The sequence below is a fragment of the Micromonospora sp. NBC_01796 genome (assembly GCF_035917455.1).
Classification (GTDB): domain Bacteria; phylum Actinomycetota; class Actinomycetes; order Mycobacteriales; family Micromonosporaceae; genus Micromonospora_G.
In genome coordinates, this window is sequence record NZ_CP109078.1 from 3,772,316 (window position 1) to 3,789,916 (window position 17,601).

The window sequence follows — 17,601 nt, forward strand, 5'->3', positions numbered from 1 at the left end:
GAACCCACCATCTATTAGTAGTCTTGCTACCTATGAAGGCCCAGGCGCTGCACGGCCACCTCGACGCGCTCCTGCTCTCGGTGCTCGAGCAGGGCTCGCTGCACGGCTACGCCATCATCGAGGCGCTCAAGGAGCGCAGCGGCGGCACGCTCAACCTGCCCACCGGGACCATCTACCCGGCCCTGCGCCGGCTGGAGCGGGCCGGCTACGTCGACAGCACCTGGAGCACCGTGAACGGCCGGGAGCGGCGCACGTACCGGCTCACCGGGGCGGGACACCGGGCCCTGGCCGGGGAGCGGACGAGCTGGCAGGAACTCAGTTCGACGGTGGGCCGCTTCCTCGGTGTGGGCGGCCCGTCCGAGGCACCGGCCTGATCGGTTCCGTCCGGGACGTGCCGGCGGGGAGCGAACTCCGCCGTACTCACCGGTTCGCGGTCCGCCCGGCCGGGTCGCCGGTTCCGGTCGCCAGGCAGGCGTACGCCGACCGCCCGAGCCACCCGTGTACGGCGATCAGCGCGATCCCGCCCACCAGCATCGGTGGCCAGGTCAGCGCGGAATCCCAGAGCGTCACCGACCAGGCGTAGACCGCGGCGGTGCCGATCCAGCCGAGGCAGAGCGAGGCCGACAGCCCGATCCCGGCCGCCCGCGCCACCCGTACCTTGCCGAGCCGTCCGTGCCGGGCGTGCCAGCCCAGCCACAGGTAGGCGCCGAGCGCGAGCAGGTCGATGCCGAGCCAGAGCCAGTCCAGCGAGCCGGCGAGCAGCCGGTACGCGGTCGGCGGCGGTGGGCCGTTCCACGGGGCTCCCTGCCACATCAGGTCGGCGGCCACCATCAGGACGACACCGACGACGAGGACCCGGACGGCCAGTGAGCGCAGGGTGCCGGCGAGCAGCTCGGACTGGTACTCGTGGGCGAGTCGGCGTACGGGTCCGAACTCGGTGACCGCCCGCCGTTCCGCCTCGACCGGGTGCAGACCGGCGTCCCGGTAACCCTCGGCGCTGTCGGTCAGGCTGTGCCGGGCCTCGGTCAGCAGGTCGGACTTGAGCCGGGCCGGGCCGTGCAGCGCCCGGTCCAGCGCGTGGACGTACTCGTCGATCATGCGGTGACCGGCCGGGGTCCGGTGGCCGCGATGACCCGTACGGTCATCCAGGTGAGCAGGCCGAAGGTGGCGTTCAACATGATCCAGGCGGCGATCATCGGCGGCCAGGTCAACGCCGCCGGTGACTCCAGGGTCGCGTTCACCCCGGCGAAGGCGCCGAGGGCCCAGATCAGCCCGCCGACGACCAGGGCGACCAGGGCCAGCGGGCGGACCACCGTACGCGGGGCGAGGTGCCAGCGGCGGCTGGCCGGACCGAGCAGGAGGAGGGTGACCAGGGCGAGCGCCCCGGCGGCGTACGACGCCCAGTCCAGGGCCCGGACCATGAGCAGGAAGCCCGACGGCGCCGAGGGGGTTGTTGCCGGCGGCTGCCACCACATCAGGTCGGCGGTCAGCATGGCGACCGGCACGAGCGCCACCACCAGCGCGAGCCGGCGTCCCTGTCCGGCGGTCAGCTCGGCCTGGTACGCCGGTGCGAGCTGGTCCGGGGTGCCGAACTCGGCCACCGCCCGGCGTTGCGCCGCGACCGCCTCCAGACCGGAGTCCCGGTACGCCTCGGTGGCGTCCCACAGGCTGTCGCGCGCCTCGGTGAGCAGGTCACGCTTGCGGCTGGCCGGGCCGCGCAGCCGTTCGTCGAGCAGTCGCAGGTAGTGGTCGATCGGGGCCTCGCACGTCGACATCCGTCCAGCCTGCCATGCCCGCCCGGTGCCGGGGGTCCGGCGGATCCCCGGTTCGGCCCCCGAGAACGCTCAGGGTTCGCCGCACAGGAGTGGTCGGAGTTCAGTGGACGGTGAGGGCGAGGTAGCCGCCCTCGGCCGCCTCCTGGGCCAGCCACTGCTCCCGGTACCAGCCGGGCTGGTCGAGCAGGTCGGCGTGCCGGCCGCGTTGCAGCACCCGGCCGCTGTCCAGGACCAGGATCTCGTCGTACCGGTCCAGGCCGCGCAACCGGTGGGTGACCAGGAGTACGGAGTGGTCGGCCGGGATCGTCTCGGTCGCCGCGGCGAGCACCCGGTCGGCGGCGGCCGGGTCGAGTCCCTCGGTCGGCTCGTCCAGCACCAGGACCGGTGGCCGGGCGAGCAGCGCACGGGCCAACGCCAGCCGCTGCCGCTGACCGCCGGAGAGCTGGCCCCCGTCCTCGCCGACCACGGTGTCCCAGCCGGCGGGCTGATCCCGTACCCAGTCGAGCAGGCCGGCGGCCCCGGTCGCGGCGGTCAGCTCGTCGTCGCCCGCGTCGGCCCGTCCGAGCAGCAGGTTCTCCCGTACCGACGCGTGGAACACGTACGCCTCGGCGAGCAGGCCGCCGACCAGCCGGGGCACCTGCTCGGCCGGGTACGCGGACAGTTCCCGCCCGCCGAGCGTGACCCGCCCCCCGTCCGGCACCACCGCACCGGTCAGTACGCCGATCAGCGTGCTCTTGCCGGCCCCGCTCGGCCCCACCACCGCGACCCGTCGCCCGGCCGGCAGGTCGAGGCTCACCCGGTCGAGGGCGGCCGGTGCCCCGTCCCGGTACCGGACGGTCACCTCCTCGACGAAGCAGTCGTGGTGCTCGACGTCGAGCACGGTCGTCTCCCGGTCGGCCGCCGGCCCGTCGCCGATCTCCGCCGTCAGCAGGGGTGCCACCCGGCGGAGGGCGGCGCGCAACTGGGTCCACTGGCGGGCGGCACCAACCAGGGCCAGGGTCACCTCCACCGCAGCCAGGGTGCCCACCGCCAGTACGCCGACCAGGACCCCGTCGACCCCGGCGGAGAGCGCGGTGGCGGCCACGGCGGCGCTGGTCGCGCCGGACACCAGCACCCCGAGCCCGTCGATCGCCCAGCCGGCGGCGGCCAGCCGTCGTTCCAGTCCGGCCAGCTCACGGGCCCGCCCGTCGGCCCGCTCCAGGGCGGCCCGGGTGGCACCGAAGGCGGCCAGGTCGGCGGCACCGTGGGTGAGGTCGACCGCGTCCACCGCGAGCGCACCGCGCAGCGGGGCGACCCGGTCGGCGGTACGTCGGGTCAGTGCGGTGGCGGCGACCGGCAGGGCAACCCCGGCCAGCAGCAGCCCGACGACCAGTGGGGCGGTCGCGGCGGGGGCGATGGCGGCCGTACCGGCGATGGCCAGGAGGCTGACCACCGCTGCCGCCCCGGCCGGCACCAGCACCCGCAGCAGCAGGTCCTGGACCGCCTCCACGTCGGAGACGAGCCGGCTGAGCGAGTCCCCGGTGTGCTCGGCGGCCGTGGTGCGCCGCCCGGCGAGGGTGGCGAAGACCCGGGCCCGTACGTCGGTGATGAAGCGCAGGGTGGCGTCGTGCCCGGCCAGCCGCTCGGTGTAGCGCAGCACGCCCCGGCCGATGGCCAGCGCCCGGACCGCGACGATGGCCACGGTGAGTACGTCCAGCGGCGGTTGCCCGGCGGCGGTGATCAGCAGCCAGGTCGCGGTCGCCATCAGCGCCAGCCCGGCCAGTTCGGTGCCGGCGGCGAGCAGTCCCGCCCCGACCAGCCGTCCCAGGTAGGGGCGGGCGAGCCGGAGCACCGCCCGTTCGGTCCCGAGGCCCTGTTGCCGATCCTGCCGCTGCCTGTCCTGCTCGTTCATCGGGCCGCCCCCGCGCCGCTCCGGTCGCCGGCCGCGTCCGGCCGTTCGACACCGTCGGGAACCTCCACCGGTTCCGGTAGCCGGCCGGGGGTGAGTTCGGTCACCCGGCCGTCCTCGATCCGCAGGACCCGGTCGGCCTCGGCCAGCAGCGCCGGCCGGTGCGCGACGAGCACGGCCGTACGCCCGGCGACGAGCTTGCGGGTGGCGGCCAGTACGGCGGCCTCGGAGACACCGTCGAGCCGGGCGGTGGGTTCGTCCAGCAGCACGATCGGTGCGTCCCGCAGGAACGCCCGAGCGAGCGCGACCCGCTGCCGTTGCCCGCTGGACAGCCCGTGCCCGCGTTCGCCGAGCAGGGTGTCCAGCCCCTCGGGCAGGTCCCGCAGTACGTCGTCGAGCACGGCGGCGCTCGCCGCGACGCGTACGGACTCGATCGTGGCCTCGGGCTGGCCGAGGCGGATGTTGTCGGTCAGCGACGCGGCGAACAGGTGTGCCCGTTGCGGCACCCAGGCCAGTCGCCGGCGCCACTGCTCCAGGTCGGCGGTGGCCAGGTCGACCCCGTCGACGGTGATCCGTCCGCTCGTCGGTACGACGTTGCCGAGCAGCAGGCCGAGCAGGGTGCTCTTGCCCGCCCCGCTGGGTCCGATCACCGCGATCCGGTCGCCCGGTCGGATGGTCAGGGTCACGTCCCGCAGTGCGGTGGTCCGCTCGTACTCGACCGTCACCCCCTCGAACCGGATCTCGCCGGGGGTGACGAGTGCCCCCCTGTCAGCGGGTCCGGTTGCGGAAGGGGCGCCGGCCAGGACGGTCAGGGCGTCGTCGAGGGCGGTCAGGCCCTCCATGCTGGCGTGGAAGCGGCTCCCGGCGGTCCGCAACGGCAGGTACGCCTCCGGCGCGAGCAGCAGCACCAGCAGGGCGGTCTGCAACGCCAGCCCGCCGTCGAGCAGGCGCAGCCCGATCGGAACCGCGACCAGGGCGACCGAGAGGGTGGCGACCAGTTCGAGCACCAGCCCGGAGAGGAAGGCGATCCGGAGCGTTTTCATGGTGGCGGCGCGGTGCCCGTCGGCCATCCGCCGGACCACGTCGACCTGGGCGCGGGCCCGGCCGAAGACCCGCAGTGTCGGCAGCCCGGCGACCATGTCCAGGAAGTGCCCGCCGAGCAGGCTGAGCCGGCGCCACTGCCGCTCGGTGGCGGCCTGGGCCTGCCAGCCGAGCAGGGCGCCGAAGACCGGGATGAGCGGCAGCGTGGCCGCGATGATCAGCGCGGAACTCCAGTCCGCGAACGTCAGCCGGGCGAGTACGGCAACCGGCACGGTCACGCTCAGCACGAGCTGCGGCAGGTAACCGGTGAAGTACGCGTCCAGCGCGTCCAGCCCGCGCCCGGCGAGGGTGGCGATCCTGCCCGCCTGCTGACCGGCGAGCCAGCCCGGTCCGCGCTGCCCGACGGCGTCGAGCAGGTCCGTACGCAGGGCCGCCTTGACCGTTGCCGCCATCCGGGCCGATACCGCGCCCTGGGCCCAGAGGACGGTCGCGCGTCCGGCCACGGCGGCGACGAAGCCGAGCAGCGCGGCCCGGTCGAGGTGCCCCCCGGCGGCGGTGGCGAGCAGGTCGGCGAGGGTGGTGGCCTGGGCGATCACCAGGGCGGCGGCGACCACCCCGAGCCCGCCGAGCACGGCCACCTGGCGCCGGGTCGAAGGGACCCGGCGCAGCAGCCGCGGATCGAACGGGGGGCGTCGGCTCACCAGTACACCGGCGCCCGGTTGTCGATCCGTCCGCGGAACACCCACCAGCTCATCGCCTGAAAGCCTAGTAGGGCCGGGATCAGCGGGATCAGCAGCCAGCTCAGCAGCCGCAGAGTGGGTGTGCTCGCGGCGGCGTCGGTCACAGTGAGGCTGGCCGCCGGATCGACGGTGGAGATCAGGGCGTGGGGCCACGTGGTCGCGGCGACCAGCAGCACCGGCAGGGCGAGGGCGGCGGAACTGGCGACGAAGGCGAGACCTGCGCGCCGTCGGGCGAGCCCCCGGCCGGCGGCGAGCAGGGCCACCGCCAGGAGCACCGGCAGGAGCAGCGCGGCGACGGGTTGCTGGGCGGTTTCGCGTACCCGGTCGGTGAGCAGGCCCAGGACGGTGGCCGAGGCGAGCGCGACGAGGGCGACCGGGACGAGCCGGCGGCCCAGTCGGGCGTAACGTTCGCCGGCCGCACCGGGCAGTCGCAGGGTGAGGAAAACCGCCCCGTGTACGGCAACCAGCCCGACCAGGGTCAGCCCGCCCGCGGCGACGAACGGGGTGAAGAGGTGGCCGACCCCGTCGATGTGCCCGTCGCTGTGCAGCGGCACCCCCTGGAGCAGCCCGGCGAGGACGGCTCCCCAGCCGAGCGCGGCAAGCGCGCTGCCGGCGATGATCAGCCCGTCCCAGCGGGCGCGGGCGGCGGCGCCGCTCGGCCGGCTGCGTAACTGGACAGCGGCGGTGACCAGGATCACCCCGGCCAGGGCGGCGGCGACCGCCGGATAGAGGCCGGAGAGGAGTTCACCCTCCAGCATCGGGAACGCGCCGAAGAGGATGCCGACGGCGGCGACCAGCCAGACCTCGTTGCCGAGGAAGAACGGACCGAGCGCGGTCAGCGCCTTCCGTCGGGGGTTCTCGCCGGGGGTGGCGGCGAGCAGGAGCCCGACCCCGTAGTCATAGCCGCCGAGGACGAGGTAGCCGGCGAGGAAGAGGCCGAGCAGGGCGTACCAGAGGATCTCCATGTCGGTTTCCTATCCGGCCAGTACGTGCGTGGGCTGGTGGTCGTCCAGGCCGTTGGTGGGCTGTGGCGGGCGGCCGAGGGCGAGGTCGTGCGCGCCCCGGTGGGCCCGGCGGGCGAGCAGGGTCCAGTTGGTCACGGCGAGGGCGATCAGCAGTACGGCGAAGCCGATCAGCGAGGTGAGCAGGACACCGGCGGAGATCGGGGTGACCGCGTCGGAGACGGGAAGCAGCCCGTACACCGCCCAGGGTTGGCGTCCGCCCTCGCGGGCCAGCCAGCCGAGGATGGCCGCGACGAACGGCAGCGGTACGGCGATCAGCATCAGGTAGAGCGGGAACCTGAGCCGGATGACCCAGTCCCGGAACAGCAGGGGCAGCAGCAGCCAGCTCCAGGCCAGCGCGAAGCCGATCAGGATCATGAAGCCGAGCGCGGCGGTGCTCCAGACCGGCGGGGTGTAGTCGCCGGGTCCGAACCGCGCGGTCCACTCGGTCACGATCGCGGACCGCTCGGCGTCGCCGCCGAACTTGGTCGGCTGGACCCCGCCGATCGCCCCGAACTGGGCGAACCCGAAGCCCATCACCATCGAGCTGGCCAGCGCCGAGGTGATCAGCCCGATCCGCAGTGACCGCCGGAACAGCGCGTAGTCGGCGGTACGCCGGATCAACTGGTACGCGCTGATCCCGGCCATCAGCAGCCCACCGGTGAGTACGGCGGCGCTCACCACGTGGCCGAACGCCATGCCGAGGGTGGGGTTGGTCAGGAGCGCGGTGAAGTCGGTCAGATGGGCGACGCCGCCTTCCATCCGGTAGCCGACCGGGTTCTGCATCCAGGAGTTCGCCACCAGGACCCAGAACGCCGAGGCGTACGCGGTGATCGCCACGCCCCAGATCAGCGCCAGGTGTACGCCCCGACGCAGCCGGTGCCAGCCGAAGATCCACATGCCGAGGAAGGTCGATTCGAGGAAGAAGGCGACCAGGGTCTCCATGGCCAGGGGTGCGCCGAAGACGTTGCCGACGTACCGCGACAGCCCGCTCCAGTTCAGCCCGAACTGGAACTCCATCACGATCCCGGTGGCGATGCCGAGGGCGTAGTTGATCAGGTAGAGCGTGCCCCAGAAGCGGGTCAGTCGCTCGTACTCCGGCTTCCCGGTGATGACCCAGGCGGTCTGCAGGTAGACCAGCAGCGTGACCAGGCCGAGGGTGACCAGCACGAACAGGAAGTGGATGGAGGTCGTGGTGGCGAACTGGAGGCGGGCGATCAGTAGCGCGTCCATGGCCATCCCCAAACCGGTCGACTCACTTGTCATAGCGAGCCTACACGTAGCTTCGCTACCTATATCTACTACGTCTCGTCGTAAATCAACTATACGACGAGACGTAGTAGATGGCCGCGAGCGTCTTGTCACCGCGAAGGGGGACCGGCCCCGGAAGTCGCCGATGACCGCGCCGACGCGCTGATCTGATGGCGGATGACGCCTGCGGGCCAGGTCAGACGCTCACGATGGGATCGGTCATGCGCCTCGACGAACTCGGCGACCTCGCCGACCTACGGCTCGACGACCAGCGGAGCGTCCGGTACCTCCGGGCCGGTTCCGGACGTCCGCTGGTGCTGCTGCACACGATCCGGACCCAGCTCGAATACTTCACCGACGTCGTACCGATGCTGACCGGGCACTACACCGTGTACGTCCTGGACCTGCCCGGCCACGGCCGCTCCTCGAAGCCCACCACCGTCGAGTACGACGAGCCCTACCTCCGGCGCGGGGTCGTCGACACCATGGCGAAACTCGACCTCCGCGACGTGACCATGGTCGGCGACTCGATCGGTGCCGTGCTCGCGCTCACCGTCGCCAGCCAGGTCCCGAAGTCGGTCGCCCGGGTCGTGGCGTCGAACCCGTACGACTACGACACCCGCTTCGCCGACGGGATCCGGCGCGGCAACCGGTTCGCCGACCTGATCCTCGGCGGTGTGGCACTACCGGGCGTGGGACCTGCGCTCGGCGCCGCCGAGAACAGGTACGTCACCAGCCGGATCTTCCAGGGCGGCCTGGCGGACGGTAAGCGGATTCCCGGACCGCTGCTCGACGAGTTCGACGCCACCCTCAAACGCCCCGGCTTCCACTACGTCGAACGGAACGTCTACCAGAACTGGCGCTCCTGGGGCGCCGCCCGGGACCTGTACGCCGGCGTCACCGCGCCGGTGACCCTGGTCTACGGCGAACAGGACTGGTCCCGCCCGGTCGAACGGGCCCGTACGGCACGGGCGCTGGACGTGGAACCGATCGTGCTGCCCGAAACCGGGCACTTCGCCTTCCTGGAACAACCCCAGCGACTCGCCGAGATCGTCATCGGCCACCCGGACCCGTCGATCTGACAGATGCCCGGTGTCCGGTCGGGCGCAGCGGTCCGGTGTCCGGTCGGGCGCAGCGGTCCGGTGTCCGGGCGGGCGAAGTACCGCCTGGGTGTCAGGCGAAGAAGAGGGTGATCGGCAGGGCGACCAGGGTCGTCGCGACGGCGAGACTGGTCAGGCCGCGTACCCACGGGCGGGGACCGGTGACCAGCAGGCGCTGCACCCGCGCGTCCAGGTGCGCGTCGGCGAGGCCGAGAGCGCCGGCCGGGGCCACCCGCGAGCCGGCGGTGGCGAACCGGAGCAGCGCGTTGGCCAGCGGCCCCTCCGCGTGCAGCCGCCGGGCCTTGTCGTCGGCCCGCATCTCCACCAGCAGCGCCACCGTCTCCGACGCCCGCCGCAGCCAGCCCACCAGGGGCAGCGCCCGGCAGAGCGCGCTGAACGGCAACAGCACCAGGTCGTGCCGCTCGTCGGCGTGCGCCCGCTCGTGGGTGAGCACCGCCGCCAGTTCGGTGCGGTCCAGCAGGTCCAGGGTGCCGGCGCTGACCACAACCGTCGGCCGCATCCCCGGCAGGCAGTACGCCGCCGCGCTCGGGTGGTCGAGCACCAGCGCGCCCGGCGCGGCCGGATCATCCCGACCCACCAGGTCGAGCAACTGCCGGTGCCGGGTCTGCACGCGTACGGCGCTGACCAGGCCCCGTACGGTCGAGCCGAGCAGGGCGGTGGCGATACCGAAGCCGACCCCGACGAGTGCGAGCTGGGTCACGCCCAGCCCGGCCGGCAGGGTTCCGTGCCACAGGTCACGGACCAGGTGCAGCAGCGCGCTCCCAATCCCCTCGTCATAGGCGGCCAGTCCGATCGACATCGGCAGCCCGATCGCGCAGAGCCCCAGGGCCAGCCCGATCGCCTGCCAGCAGATGATCGCCACCCGTGGACTGCGCGCGGTCCAGGTGGAGCGGAGCAGCACCGTGGCGGTGAGGTAGCACGCCACGGCCGTACCGGCGAGATGGGCGGCGTACGTCATGGTCTCAACCCTGCCGGTCCGCTGCCTCGTCGGTCAGTGCGGCCCGCAGCACCTCGGCCTCGGTGCCGGTGACCGACCGGGCGAACCGCACCAGGGCGGCGTCCCGGCTGCCGGCGAGGTCGAGCGCGTCCAGCATCAGCCGGGCGATGTGCGCCTCACGGGTGGCCGCCGGACGGTAACTCCACGCCCGGCCTTCCCGTTCCCGCTCCACCATGCCTTTGCCGGCCAGCCGGTCGAGCACGGTCATCACCGTCGTGTACGCCAACTCGCGCTCGCTCAGGGCGTCGGCGACCTCCCGTACGGTGACCCCCGCGCCGCTGGTCGAACCGGCGGTCCGGTCCCAGAGCACGTCCATCACCGCACGTTCGAGGTCACCCAGTCGTGTCACGCGTCCAGCCTACTACTCGCCGTCGTAACAGCCCAGGTCGCGGGCGGTGACCCTCAGGCCCGAGCCGTCTTCGTGGTGTTGAGGAACGTGGCCCACGCGGTGCGGTCGAAGGCGAGTGCCGGGCCAGAGGGGTCCTTGGAGTCGCGTACGGCGACCGCTTCGGGCAGTTCGGCGATCTCGACGCAGTTCGCGTTGGTGCCGCTGCGGCTGGACTTGCGCCAGGTGGCGGTCGACAGGTCGGGGGCGGTCATCCGGGGCTCACTCTCGTTCGTGCTCCGTTGCCACCCGCGCAACGAAGTCGACCGACTCGGTGGGGCTCAAGGCTACCGCCCCGAGCCGCTCCGCTTCCCGCCGGAAGAACGCCACCTGCGGCGCCTCCTCCAAGAACAGTCCGGAGATCTTGTGGTCGAGGTAGACCACCGACTTGTTGCGGGGGAAGTCGAAGAGTGCGAATCCGCCGTCGAGCCCGGAGTGCCCGCCGACCGCGAGCGGCACCACCCGCAGGGTGATGTTCGGCCGGTCCGCCGCCTCGATCAGGTGCCGCAGTTGGCGGGCCATCAGCCGATGGCTGCCGAGTACCCGGCGCAACACCATCTCGTCCATGATCGCCAGAAGTTCCGGCGGTTGTGGCCGGGTGAGGATCGCCTGCCGGCCGAGGCGGGCCGCGACCCGGGACTGGGCGTCGGACTCCTCGACGCCGCCGTCGCGCATCAGCGCCTGGGTGTAGTCCGCCGTCTGGAGCAGTCCGGGAATCAGCAGCGGTTCCCAGTTGACGACGGTGGTGGCCTCGGTCTCGAGGCGGATCAACGTACGGGACTCGTCGGAGAGCCCGCCGATCACCTCCCACCAACCCGACTCGGCGGAACGTTCGGCCAAACCGAGCAGGCGCTTGCGTTCGTCGCCGGTCACGCCGTAGATCACCAGCAGGGAGGCGACGTCCTCGGCCCGGATGCCCTGGATGCCGTTCTCCATCCGGGACAGCTTCGACGCCTGCCAGTCGAGCCGTGCCGCAACCCGGCGCAGGGCCAGCTTCTTCGCCTCCCGCAGACCGCGTAACTCGCCGCCGAGCCCACGTCCCACCACGGTTGGCTGATTCGACTTCGCCATCTCGCGCTCCCGGTTCCGATCGGCTGGCCGTCACGGTGATCGACTGTTGTCGTCGCGTTGAGTATTGACACTGGTGCCCGGTCAGCGCAAGCATGAGTTCGCAACGTTGCTCGATAGTCAGCTCAATCAGCAATACGCCGGGAGGTCGTTGTGAACGGGACAGCTTCAGCGAAATACACCCCGCCGTGGGCGCAGCCGTACGACCCGGCGGACTCGCCGGGGCCGATCGGCTCGGTGCTGGAACGGTTCCGGCGTGGCCGACCCGAGGAGCCGGAACCGAGCGAGGCCGAGGCGGAGGCCGCCCGGTACACGATCGTGCTGGTGCCACCGGAGGCGGCCGAGGTGGTCGGCTACGACCGCTCCGACGTGGGCCTGCGGATGTACCGGGGCGGGGACTGGGACCACAACCCGGGCGATCTGGACGAGGCGGCGGGCATCATCCAGGAAGCCTGCGGCGAGCCGATCAGCCTGGTCGAGCACCACTCCGACCTGACCTACTGGACCGCCCGGCTCCGCGAACTCCCCGGCTGATCCGTCGCTGCCGGTGGCGTCCGTCTCTGCAAGAAGCGGACACACAGTTTTTTCGTACATCTTCTTTGATGTATTTACGCCAAAGAAGATGTACGAAAAAATTCGCGTTAGTGCCTCCGGCGGCGCTGGGGAGCCGGAGCCGACCAGGCAGGGCCGGGTAGGGGTCAGATGCCCTTGGGGTGCCAGACGGTCTTGGTTTCCAGGAAGGCGGTCATCCGGCGCAGGCCGGGGTCGGCGGTCCAGTCGGTGGGCTGCGCCGGGGGGCGGAGCACCCGCTTCAGGTTGCCGGCCGCCGCCTCCTCCAGGCTGCGGGCCAGCTCCGGGTCGTCCACCCCGGTCAGGTCGATCGCGTTGACGTCGGCGTGCGAGGCCAGCCAGGGCGCGGTCTCGGCGGCCCGGCCGGTGAGCAGGTTGACCACCCCGCCGGGCAGGTCCGAGGTGGCCAGCACCTCGGCCAGGGTGATCGCCGCCAGCGGTGCCTGCTCGGCAGCCAGCACCACCACCGTGTTGCCGGTCACGATCGCCGGAGCGACGACGCTGACCAGCCCGAGCAGCGCCGAGTCGGCCGGCGCGACCACACCGACCACGCCGGTCTGTTCCGGGCTGGAGAGATTGAAGTACGGGCCGGCGACCGGGTTGGCGCTGCCGTACACCTGGGTGATCTTGTCGGCCCAGCCGGCGTACCAGACCCAGCGGTCGATCGCCTCGTCCACCTCGGCGGCGTCGAGGCCGAGGCCGACGAACTGGTCCCGCCGGCCCTCCAGCATCTCGGCCACCCGGTAGAGGATCTGACCCCTGTTGTACGCGGTCGCCCCCGCCCAGCCCTTCACGGCAGCGCGGGCCGCCACCACCGCGTCGCGTACGTCCTTGCGGGAGGCGAGCGCCACGTTCGAGTCCTGCACGAGATACGACCGTCCCGACTCACTGCGCGGGAACTTCCCGCCCACGAACAGCTTGTACGTCTTGCGTACCGCCAGCCGCTGCGACTGCTCCACCACGTCAGACATCGAGGTACGCCTCCAGCCCGTGCCGGCCGCCCTCGCGACCGTAGCCCGACTCCTTGAACCCGCCGAACGGCGAGGTCGGGTCGAACTTGTTGAACGTGTTCGCCCAGACCACACCGGCGCGCAGCCGGTCGGCCATCCACAGGATCCGGGAACCCTTGTCGGTCCAGATCCCGGCCGACAGCCCGTACGGCGTGTTGTTGGCCTTCTCGACGGCCTCGGCCGGCGTGCGGAAGGTGAGTATCGACAGCACCGGCCCGAAGATCTCCTCGCGGGCGATCCGGTGCGCCTGGGTGACCCCGGTGAAGATGGTCGGGGCGAACCAGAAACCCCGGTCCGGCAGCTCGCACGGCGGCGACCAGCGTTCCGCACCCTCGGCGCTGCCGACCTCGGAGAGTTCCCGGATCCGGTCGAGCTGTGCGGCCGAGTTGATCGCGCCGATGTCGGTGTTCTTGTCCAGCGGGTCGCCGACCCGCAGTTGCGCCATCCGCCGCTTCAACGACTCCAGTACCGGCTCGTAGACCGATTCCTGGACCAGCAGCCGCGACCCGGCGCAGCAGACGTGCCCCTGGTTGAAGAAGATGCCGTTCACGATCCCCTCGACCGCCTGGTCGATCGGGGCGTCGTCGAAGACGATGTTGGCGGCCTTGCCGCCGAGTTCCAGGGTGAGCTTCTTGCGGGTGCCGGCCACCGAGCGGGCGATGGCCCGCCCGACCTCGGTCGAGCCGGTGAACGCGACCTTGTCCACACCCGCGTGCTCGACCAGCGCCCGGCCGGTCTCACCGGCGCCGGTGACGATGTTGACCACACCCGGCGGCAGGTCCGCCTGCTGGCAGATCTCGGCGAAGAGCAGCGCGGTCAGCGGGGTGGTCTCGGCCGGCTTGAGCACGACCGTGTTGCCGGCGGCCAACGCCGGGGCGATCTTCCAGGCCAGCATCAGCAGCGGGAAGTTCCACGGGATGACCTGGCCGGCGACGCCGACCGGGCGCGGGTCCGGCCCGAAACCGGCGTGGGTCAGCTTGTCGGCCCAACCGGCGTAGTAGAAGAAGTGCGCTGCGACCAGCGGAATGTCGGTGTCCCGGGACTCGCGGATCGGCTTGCCGTTGTCCAGCGACTCCAGCACCGCCAGCTCCCGGCCCCGCTCCTGGATGATCCGGGCGATCCGGTACAGGTACTTGGCCCTGTCCCGGCCCGACATCGGACCCCAGACCTTCTTGTACGCCTTGCGTGCCGCGCGTACCGCCCGGTCCACGTCACCGGGGCCGGCCTCGGCGACCTCGGCCAGCACCTCCTCGGTGGCGGGGTTGACCGACTTGAAGCTGCTGCCGTCGGTCGGGTCGACGAACTTCCCGTCGATGAAGAGGCCGTACGACGGCCGCAGGTCCACCACGGACCGCGACTCCGGCGCCGGCGCGTACTCGAAGACAGCCATGATCAGTCCAGGGTGAAGTAGTCGGGACCGGAGTAGGTGCCGGTCGTCAGTTTGGTCCGCTGCATCAGCAGGTCGTTGAGGAGCGTCGAGGCACCGAACCGGAACCAGTCCGGTGACAACCAGTCCTCGCCGGCCGTCTCGTTGACCGTGACCAGGTACTTGATCGCGTCCTTGGTGGTACGGATACCGCCGGCCGGCTTGACCCCGACCTGGCGCCCGGTGGTCTCGCGGAAGTCGCGTACCGCCTCCAGCATCACCAGGGTCACGGGCAGGGTGGCGGCGACCGGGACCTTGCCGGTGGAGGTCTTGATGAAGTCCCCGCCGGCCAGCATGGCCAGCCAGGAGGCCCGCCGCACGTTGTCGTACGTGGCCAGCTCGCCGGTCTCCAGGATGACCTTCAGATGGGCGTCGCCGCAGGCCGCCTTCACGGCCACGATCTCGTCGTAGACCTCGCGGTACCGCCCGGAGAGGAACGCGCCCCGGTTGATCACCATGTCGATCTCGTCGGCACCGGCCGCGACCGCCGCCGCCGTGTCGGCGAGCTTCACCTCCAGCGGCGCCTGCCCGGACGGGAAGGCGGTCGCCACGCTCGCCAGGTGCACACCCGAGCCGGCCAGGGCCTCCGCCGCGACCGGAACCATCGCCGGGTAGACGCAGACGGCGGCAACCGCCGGGCAGGACGGATCGGCCGGATCGGGCCGCTGCGCCTTGGCGCTCAACGCGCGTACCTTGCCGGGGGTGTCGGCGCCCTCCAGCGTGGTCAGGTCGACCATGCGGATCGCCAGGTCGATCGCCCAGGCCTTGGCCGTGGTCTTGATCGAACGGGTGCCGAGCATGGCCGCCCGCTGCTCCGCGCCGACCTGGTCCACTCCGGGCAGGCCATGCAGAAAGGTGCGCAGCGTGGCCTCGGACCGCCCCAGATCGGAGAGGTCGGACCGCGCCGACGTCGTTGTCGCCGTCATGGCGGCAAGTCTACGCACCCGCGCGTCTATGTGATCTTGGTCACCGGTCGGACCGGACCGCCAGACTTCACCGCCCGGTCCAACCAACGACATCCGCCGTTGGCACCGAAGCCTCACCGTCCTCGGCGTGCGAGCAGTGCACTTCACCGATACGTACCTGCCCCGTCGAGACGGGGTGGTCAGCTCGATCCGCACCCTGGTGCGCGCGCTGGCCGACCGGGGACACCCCGGCCTCACCGTCGTGCCCCGGCACCCCGGCCAGGCCGGCGAACCCGACCTGATGCGGCTGCGGGCACTGCCCTGCGGCGTCGCCGACCTGCGGCTCTCGCCCTGGCTACTGCACGGCGCCACCGCCACCGGCACCATCGCCGAGATCGCCGCCACCGCACCCGAGGTCGTGCACGTGCACACCCCCGGCCCGGTCGGGCTGCTCGGCGTACTCACCGCGCGGCGGCTCGGGCTGCCGCTGGTCCAGACGTACCACACCGACCTGCACGCGTACGTCGACGCGTACCGGGTGCCGACCGGGGCGCTGCGCGGGGCCGTCCGCCTGTACGCCCACCGGCTCGGCGTACCCCGGCCGGCGGTCGGGACGGAGGCGGACTCCGGGAGCGCCGAACAGGCCCGACACGACCCGGCCGCACTGCGCCGACGGGCCGCCCTCGACGCCACCAACCTGCTCCTGCTCGGCGGCGCCGACGCGGTCGTGGTGCCGACCAGGGCCGTGCTCGACCGGATCAGCCTGCCGGTCCCCGCCGACCGGGTCTTCCTGGTGCCGACCGGCGTCGCCGCCCGCCGCACCACGGCCGGCGAGGTCGCCGCGTTCCGGACCGGGCACGGCATCGCCGACGCCGACAAGGTGATCCTCTTCGTCGGCAGGGTCAACCGGGAAAAGGGCGTCGACCTGCTCGTCAACGCCTTCGCGGCACTGCTCGGACGCTGCCCCCGCGCCCGGCTGGTGCTGGTCGGGGCGATCTACGAACCCCGCTGGCTGGCCGAACTGCTCCGCAGCGTCGGCGCCGAGGTCGCCGGCCGGATCAGCGTGATCGGGCAGCAACCGCCCTCGACCGTCGCCGCCGCGTACGGGGCCGCCGAGGTGCTCGCCTTCCCCTCCGGCACCGACACCCAGGCACTCGTCCTCCAGGAAGCGGCGCTGGCCGGTGTCCCCGCCGTACTCGTCGACCCGGTCCTGCACCGTCACGGACCGCTCGCCGGTGCCGCCGACTGCGCCGACCCGACCGCCACCGGTTTTGCCGCCGCCCTGCTTCGGCTCCTCGCCGACCCGGCCGCCGCCCGGCGACTCGGTGAACTCGCCGCCGACCGGGCCGCCGAACACACCCCCGAGCGGTACGCCGCCGCCATCTGCGACGTCTACCAGCACGCCGCCAGGAGGCAGGCGGAATGGGCCGGTCGACCCGGTCGGCCCCAACCGGTCGGGGCATTCGGTAGGTTGAGCGATCGTGGACGTACTCGTCGTTGATCATCCTGTCGCCCAGACGCGGCTCACCGCGATGCGCGATGCCCGTACCGACGCGGCGTCGTTCCGCGCCGCCCTACACGAACTGACCACCACCCTGGTGTACGAGGCCGCGCGCTCATTCCCGATCGTGCGGTACCCGATCCAGACCCCGGTCGCACAGACCGACGGCATCCGGCTGGCCAACCCGCCGCTGCTGGTACCCGTACTCCGGGCCGGCCTCGGGATGGCCGACGCGGCCCTCGCGCTGCTCCCCGAATCGTCCATGGGCTTCGTCGGGCTCGCCCGCGACGAGCACACGTTCGAGCCGCGCGCCTACATGGAGTCGTTGCCCCGCGACCTGGCCGGCCGCCCGGTCCTGGTGCTCGACCCGATGCTCGCCACCGGCGGGTCGCTCGAACACTGTTGCCGGCTGCTCGCCGAACGCGGCTGCACCGACATCACCGTCGTCTGCGTCCTCGCCGCCCCCGACGGCATCGCCCGCCTGGAACGCTCCGGTCTGCCCCTGCGCCTGGTCACCGCCGCCATCGACGAACAACTGGACGACCGCAAGTTCATCGTCCCCGGCCTCGGCGACGCCGGCGACCGCCAATTCGGCGGCATGCCCCGCTTCTAACCCCCGCCCCCGCCCCCGCCCCCGCCCGCCCCCGCCCCCCGCCCGCCCGCCCCCGCCCCGTCGATCTTGCAGTTATGGTGCCTCAGAAGTCGGATTCACGGCCTTTGTGAGGGACCACAACTGCATGATCAACAGGAGGGAGGGGTGGGGAGGAGGGTGGCGGTCCAGGGGGCGGGGGTGGTTTGGTGGAAGGGTTGGGAGGCGTGGAAGGTTTGCGGGGGTTTGCCGAGGACCAGGGGTAGGAAGTTCTGGTCGGAGGGCCGCACGGGGACGGTGCCGGCGAGTACGTCGGCGACCTCGTTCCAGATC

Annotated in this window: 18 protein-coding genes; 5 read left to right on the forward strand and 13 right to left on the reverse strand. The window is 72.2% G+C overall.

All coding sequences use genetic code 11. The features are described from left to right. Nucleotides 1–32 precede the first annotated feature (32 nt). Entirely contained in the window at nucleotides 33–374 is a 342-nt protein-coding gene (locus OIE47_RS17430) for a PadR family transcriptional regulator (protein WP_326562523.1), read from the forward strand. A gap of 46 nt (nucleotides 375–420) precedes the next feature. Here the strand turns inward: OIE47_RS17430 and OIE47_RS17435 are convergent, their stop codons facing one another. The 6 genes from OIE47_RS17435 to OIE47_RS17460 all read right to left on the reverse strand — a co-directional run bounded on the left by OIE47_RS17435 (nucleotide 421) and on the right by OIE47_RS17460 (nucleotide 7,678). Beyond that, nucleotides 421–1,098, reverse strand: a complete 678-nt coding sequence (locus tag OIE47_RS17435; protein ID WP_326562524.1) for a permease prefix domain 1-containing protein — start codon at nucleotides 1,096–1,098, stop codon at nucleotides 421–423. Then, nucleotides 1,095–1,775, reverse strand: coding sequence for a permease prefix domain 1-containing protein (locus tag OIE47_RS17440; protein ID WP_326562525.1), 681 nt, complete (start codon nucleotides 1,773–1,775; stop codon nucleotides 1,095–1,097). Before OIE47_RS17440 ends, OIE47_RS17435 begins: the two co-directional genes overlap by 4 nt. 100 nt (nucleotides 1,776–1,875) lie before the next feature. Further along, nucleotides 1,876–3,666 carry a thiol reductant ABC exporter subunit CydC gene (gene cydC, locus OIE47_RS17445; protein WP_326562526.1) on the reverse strand — a complete coding sequence of 597 codons (1,791 nt, stop codon included), beginning with the start codon at nucleotides 3,664–3,666 and terminating at the stop codon, nucleotides 1,876–1,878. After that, on the reverse strand, nucleotides 3,663–5,405 hold the full coding sequence (gene cydD / locus OIE47_RS17450; protein WP_326562527.1) for a thiol reductant ABC exporter subunit CydD: 1,743 nt from the start codon (nucleotides 5,403–5,405) through the stop codon (nucleotides 3,663–3,665). The genes cydC and cydD overlap by 4 nt, the downstream gene beginning before the upstream one ends. Next, nucleotides 5,402–6,409 (reverse strand): cytochrome d ubiquinol oxidase subunit II, encoded by a 1,008-nt coding sequence (locus tag OIE47_RS17455; protein ID WP_326562528.1) that lies wholly within the window; start codon nucleotides 6,407–6,409, stop codon nucleotides 5,402–5,404. Before OIE47_RS17455 ends, cydD begins: the two co-directional genes overlap by 4 nt. Nucleotides 6,410–6,418: 9 nt before the next feature. Continuing rightward, entirely contained in the window at nucleotides 6,419–7,678 is a 1,260-nt protein-coding gene (locus OIE47_RS17460) for a cytochrome ubiquinol oxidase subunit I (protein ID WP_326562529.1), read from the reverse strand. A gap of 239 nt (nucleotides 7,679–7,917) precedes the next feature. Here OIE47_RS17460 and OIE47_RS17465 point away from each other — a divergent pair, with 239 nt between their 5' ends. Continuing rightward, complete coding sequence (locus OIE47_RS17465; protein WP_326562530.1) at nucleotides 7,918–8,778, forward strand: alpha/beta fold hydrolase; 861 nt, start codon at nucleotides 7,918–7,920, stop codon at nucleotides 8,776–8,778. Between the two features lie 91 nt (nucleotides 8,779–8,869). Here OIE47_RS17465 and OIE47_RS17470 read toward each other — a convergent pair whose 3' ends face one another. The 4 genes from OIE47_RS17470 to OIE47_RS17485 are packed head-to-tail and all read right to left on the reverse strand — an operon-like array spanning nucleotide 8,870 to nucleotide 11,270. Then, entirely contained in the window at nucleotides 8,870–9,775 is a 906-nt protein-coding gene (locus OIE47_RS17470; protein ID WP_326562531.1) for a M56 family metallopeptidase, read from the reverse strand. Between the two features lie 4 nt (nucleotides 9,776–9,779). Further along, the gene (locus OIE47_RS17475) at nucleotides 9,780–10,163 is read right to left on the reverse strand and encodes a BlaI/MecI/CopY family transcriptional regulator (protein ID WP_442792115.1); all 384 of its coding nucleotides are present in this window, start codon (nucleotides 10,161–10,163) and stop codon (nucleotides 9,780–9,782) included. A gap of 53 nt (nucleotides 10,164–10,216) precedes the next feature. Further along, nucleotides 10,217–10,414 (reverse strand): DUF397 domain-containing protein, encoded by a 198-nt coding sequence (locus OIE47_RS17480; RefSeq protein ID WP_326562532.1) that lies wholly within the window; start codon nucleotides 10,412–10,414, stop codon nucleotides 10,217–10,219. 7 nt (nucleotides 10,415–10,421) lie between these two features. Continuing rightward, nucleotides 10,422–11,270 (reverse strand): helix-turn-helix domain-containing protein, encoded by an 849-nt coding sequence (locus OIE47_RS17485; RefSeq protein ID WP_326562533.1) that lies wholly within the window; start codon nucleotides 11,268–11,270, stop codon nucleotides 10,422–10,424. Nucleotides 11,271–11,420: 150 nt separating this feature from the next. Between OIE47_RS17485 and OIE47_RS17490 the strand changes: the two genes are divergently transcribed. Beyond that, nucleotides 11,421–11,801 (forward strand): hypothetical protein, encoded by a 381-nt coding sequence (locus OIE47_RS17490; protein WP_326562534.1) that lies wholly within the window; start codon nucleotides 11,421–11,423, stop codon nucleotides 11,799–11,801. A 164-nt stretch (nucleotides 11,802–11,965) separates the two neighbouring features. On the opposite strand, the gene OIE47_RS17495 is transcribed toward OIE47_RS17490, so the two are convergent. From OIE47_RS17495 to deoC, 3 genes are read right to left on the reverse strand one after another with little or no spacing between them, the layout of a single operon-like run. After that, nucleotides 11,966–12,808: an aldehyde dehydrogenase family protein gene (locus OIE47_RS17495; protein ID WP_326562535.1), complete on the reverse strand. Its 843-nt coding sequence runs from the start codon at nucleotides 12,806–12,808 to the stop codon at nucleotides 11,966–11,968. Continuing rightward, on the reverse strand, nucleotides 12,801–14,237 hold the full coding sequence (locus OIE47_RS17500; protein ID WP_326562536.1) for an aldehyde dehydrogenase family protein: 1,437 nt from the start codon (nucleotides 14,235–14,237) through the stop codon (nucleotides 12,801–12,803). The genes OIE47_RS17495 and OIE47_RS17500 overlap by 8 nt, the downstream gene beginning before the upstream one ends. Nucleotides 14,238–14,239: 2 nt before the next feature. After that, nucleotides 14,240–15,199, reverse strand: a complete 960-nt coding sequence (deoC, locus tag OIE47_RS17505; protein ID WP_326562537.1) for a deoxyribose-phosphate aldolase — start codon at nucleotides 15,197–15,199, stop codon at nucleotides 14,240–14,242. A gap of 127 nt (nucleotides 15,200–15,326) precedes the next feature. On the opposite strand from deoC, the gene OIE47_RS17510 reads away from it, so the two are divergent. Beyond that, entirely contained in the window at nucleotides 15,327–16,679 is a 1,353-nt protein-coding gene (locus tag OIE47_RS17510) for a glycosyltransferase (protein ID WP_326562538.1), read from the forward strand. Next, a complete protein-coding gene (upp, locus tag OIE47_RS17515) occupies nucleotides 16,660–17,292 on the forward strand; it encodes a uracil phosphoribosyltransferase (protein ID WP_326562539.1) in 633 nt (210 codons plus the stop codon). Before OIE47_RS17510 ends, upp begins: the two co-directional genes overlap by 20 nt. Nucleotides 17,293–17,601 lie beyond the last annotated feature (309 nt).

Coding starts and splice junctions, on each gene's coding strand:
- OIE47_RS17460 (WP_326562529.1), bottom strand. CDS start 7,678: ATGGACGCGCTACTGATCGCCCGCCTCCAGTTCGCCACCACGACCTCC.
- cydC (WP_326562526.1), bottom strand. CDS start 3,666: ATGAACGAGCAGGACAGGCAGCGGCAGGATCGGCAACAGGGCCTCGGG.
- OIE47_RS17470 (WP_326562531.1), bottom strand. CDS start 9,775: ATGACGTACGCCGCCCATCTCGCCGGTACGGCCGTGGCGTGCTACCTC.
- OIE47_RS17485 (WP_326562533.1), bottom strand. CDS start 11,270: ATGGCGAAGTCGAATCAGCCAACCGTGGTGGGACGTGGGCTCGGCGGC.
- OIE47_RS17455 (WP_326562528.1), bottom strand. CDS start 6,409: ATGGAGATCCTCTGGTACGCCCTGCTCGGCCTCTTCCTCGCCGGCTAC.
- OIE47_RS17430 (WP_326562523.1), top strand. CDS start 33: ATGAAGGCCCAGGCGCTGCACGGCCACCTCGACGCGCTCCTGCTCTCG.
- OIE47_RS17440 (WP_326562525.1), bottom strand. CDS start 1,775: ATGTCGACGTGCGAGGCCCCGATCGACCACTACCTGCGACTGCTCGAC.
- OIE47_RS17500 (WP_326562536.1), bottom strand. CDS start 14,237: ATGGCTGTCTTCGAGTACGCGCCGGCGCCGGAGTCGCGGTCCGTGGTG.
- deoC (WP_326562537.1), bottom strand. CDS start 15,199: ATGACGGCGACAACGACGTCGGCGCGGTCCGACCTCTCCGATCTGGGG.
- OIE47_RS17480 (WP_326562532.1), bottom strand. CDS start 10,414: ATGACCGCCCCCGACCTGTCGACCGCCACCTGGCGCAAGTCCAGCCGC.
- OIE47_RS17495 (WP_326562535.1), bottom strand. CDS start 12,808: ATGTCTGACGTGGTGGAGCAGTCGCAGCGGCTGGCGGTACGCAAGACG.
- OIE47_RS17435 (WP_326562524.1), bottom strand. CDS start 1,098: ATGATCGACGAGTACGTCCACGCGCTGGACCGGGCGCTGCACGGCCCG.
- OIE47_RS17465 (WP_326562530.1), top strand. CDS start 7,918: ATGCGCCTCGACGAACTCGGCGACCTCGCCGACCTACGGCTCGACGAC.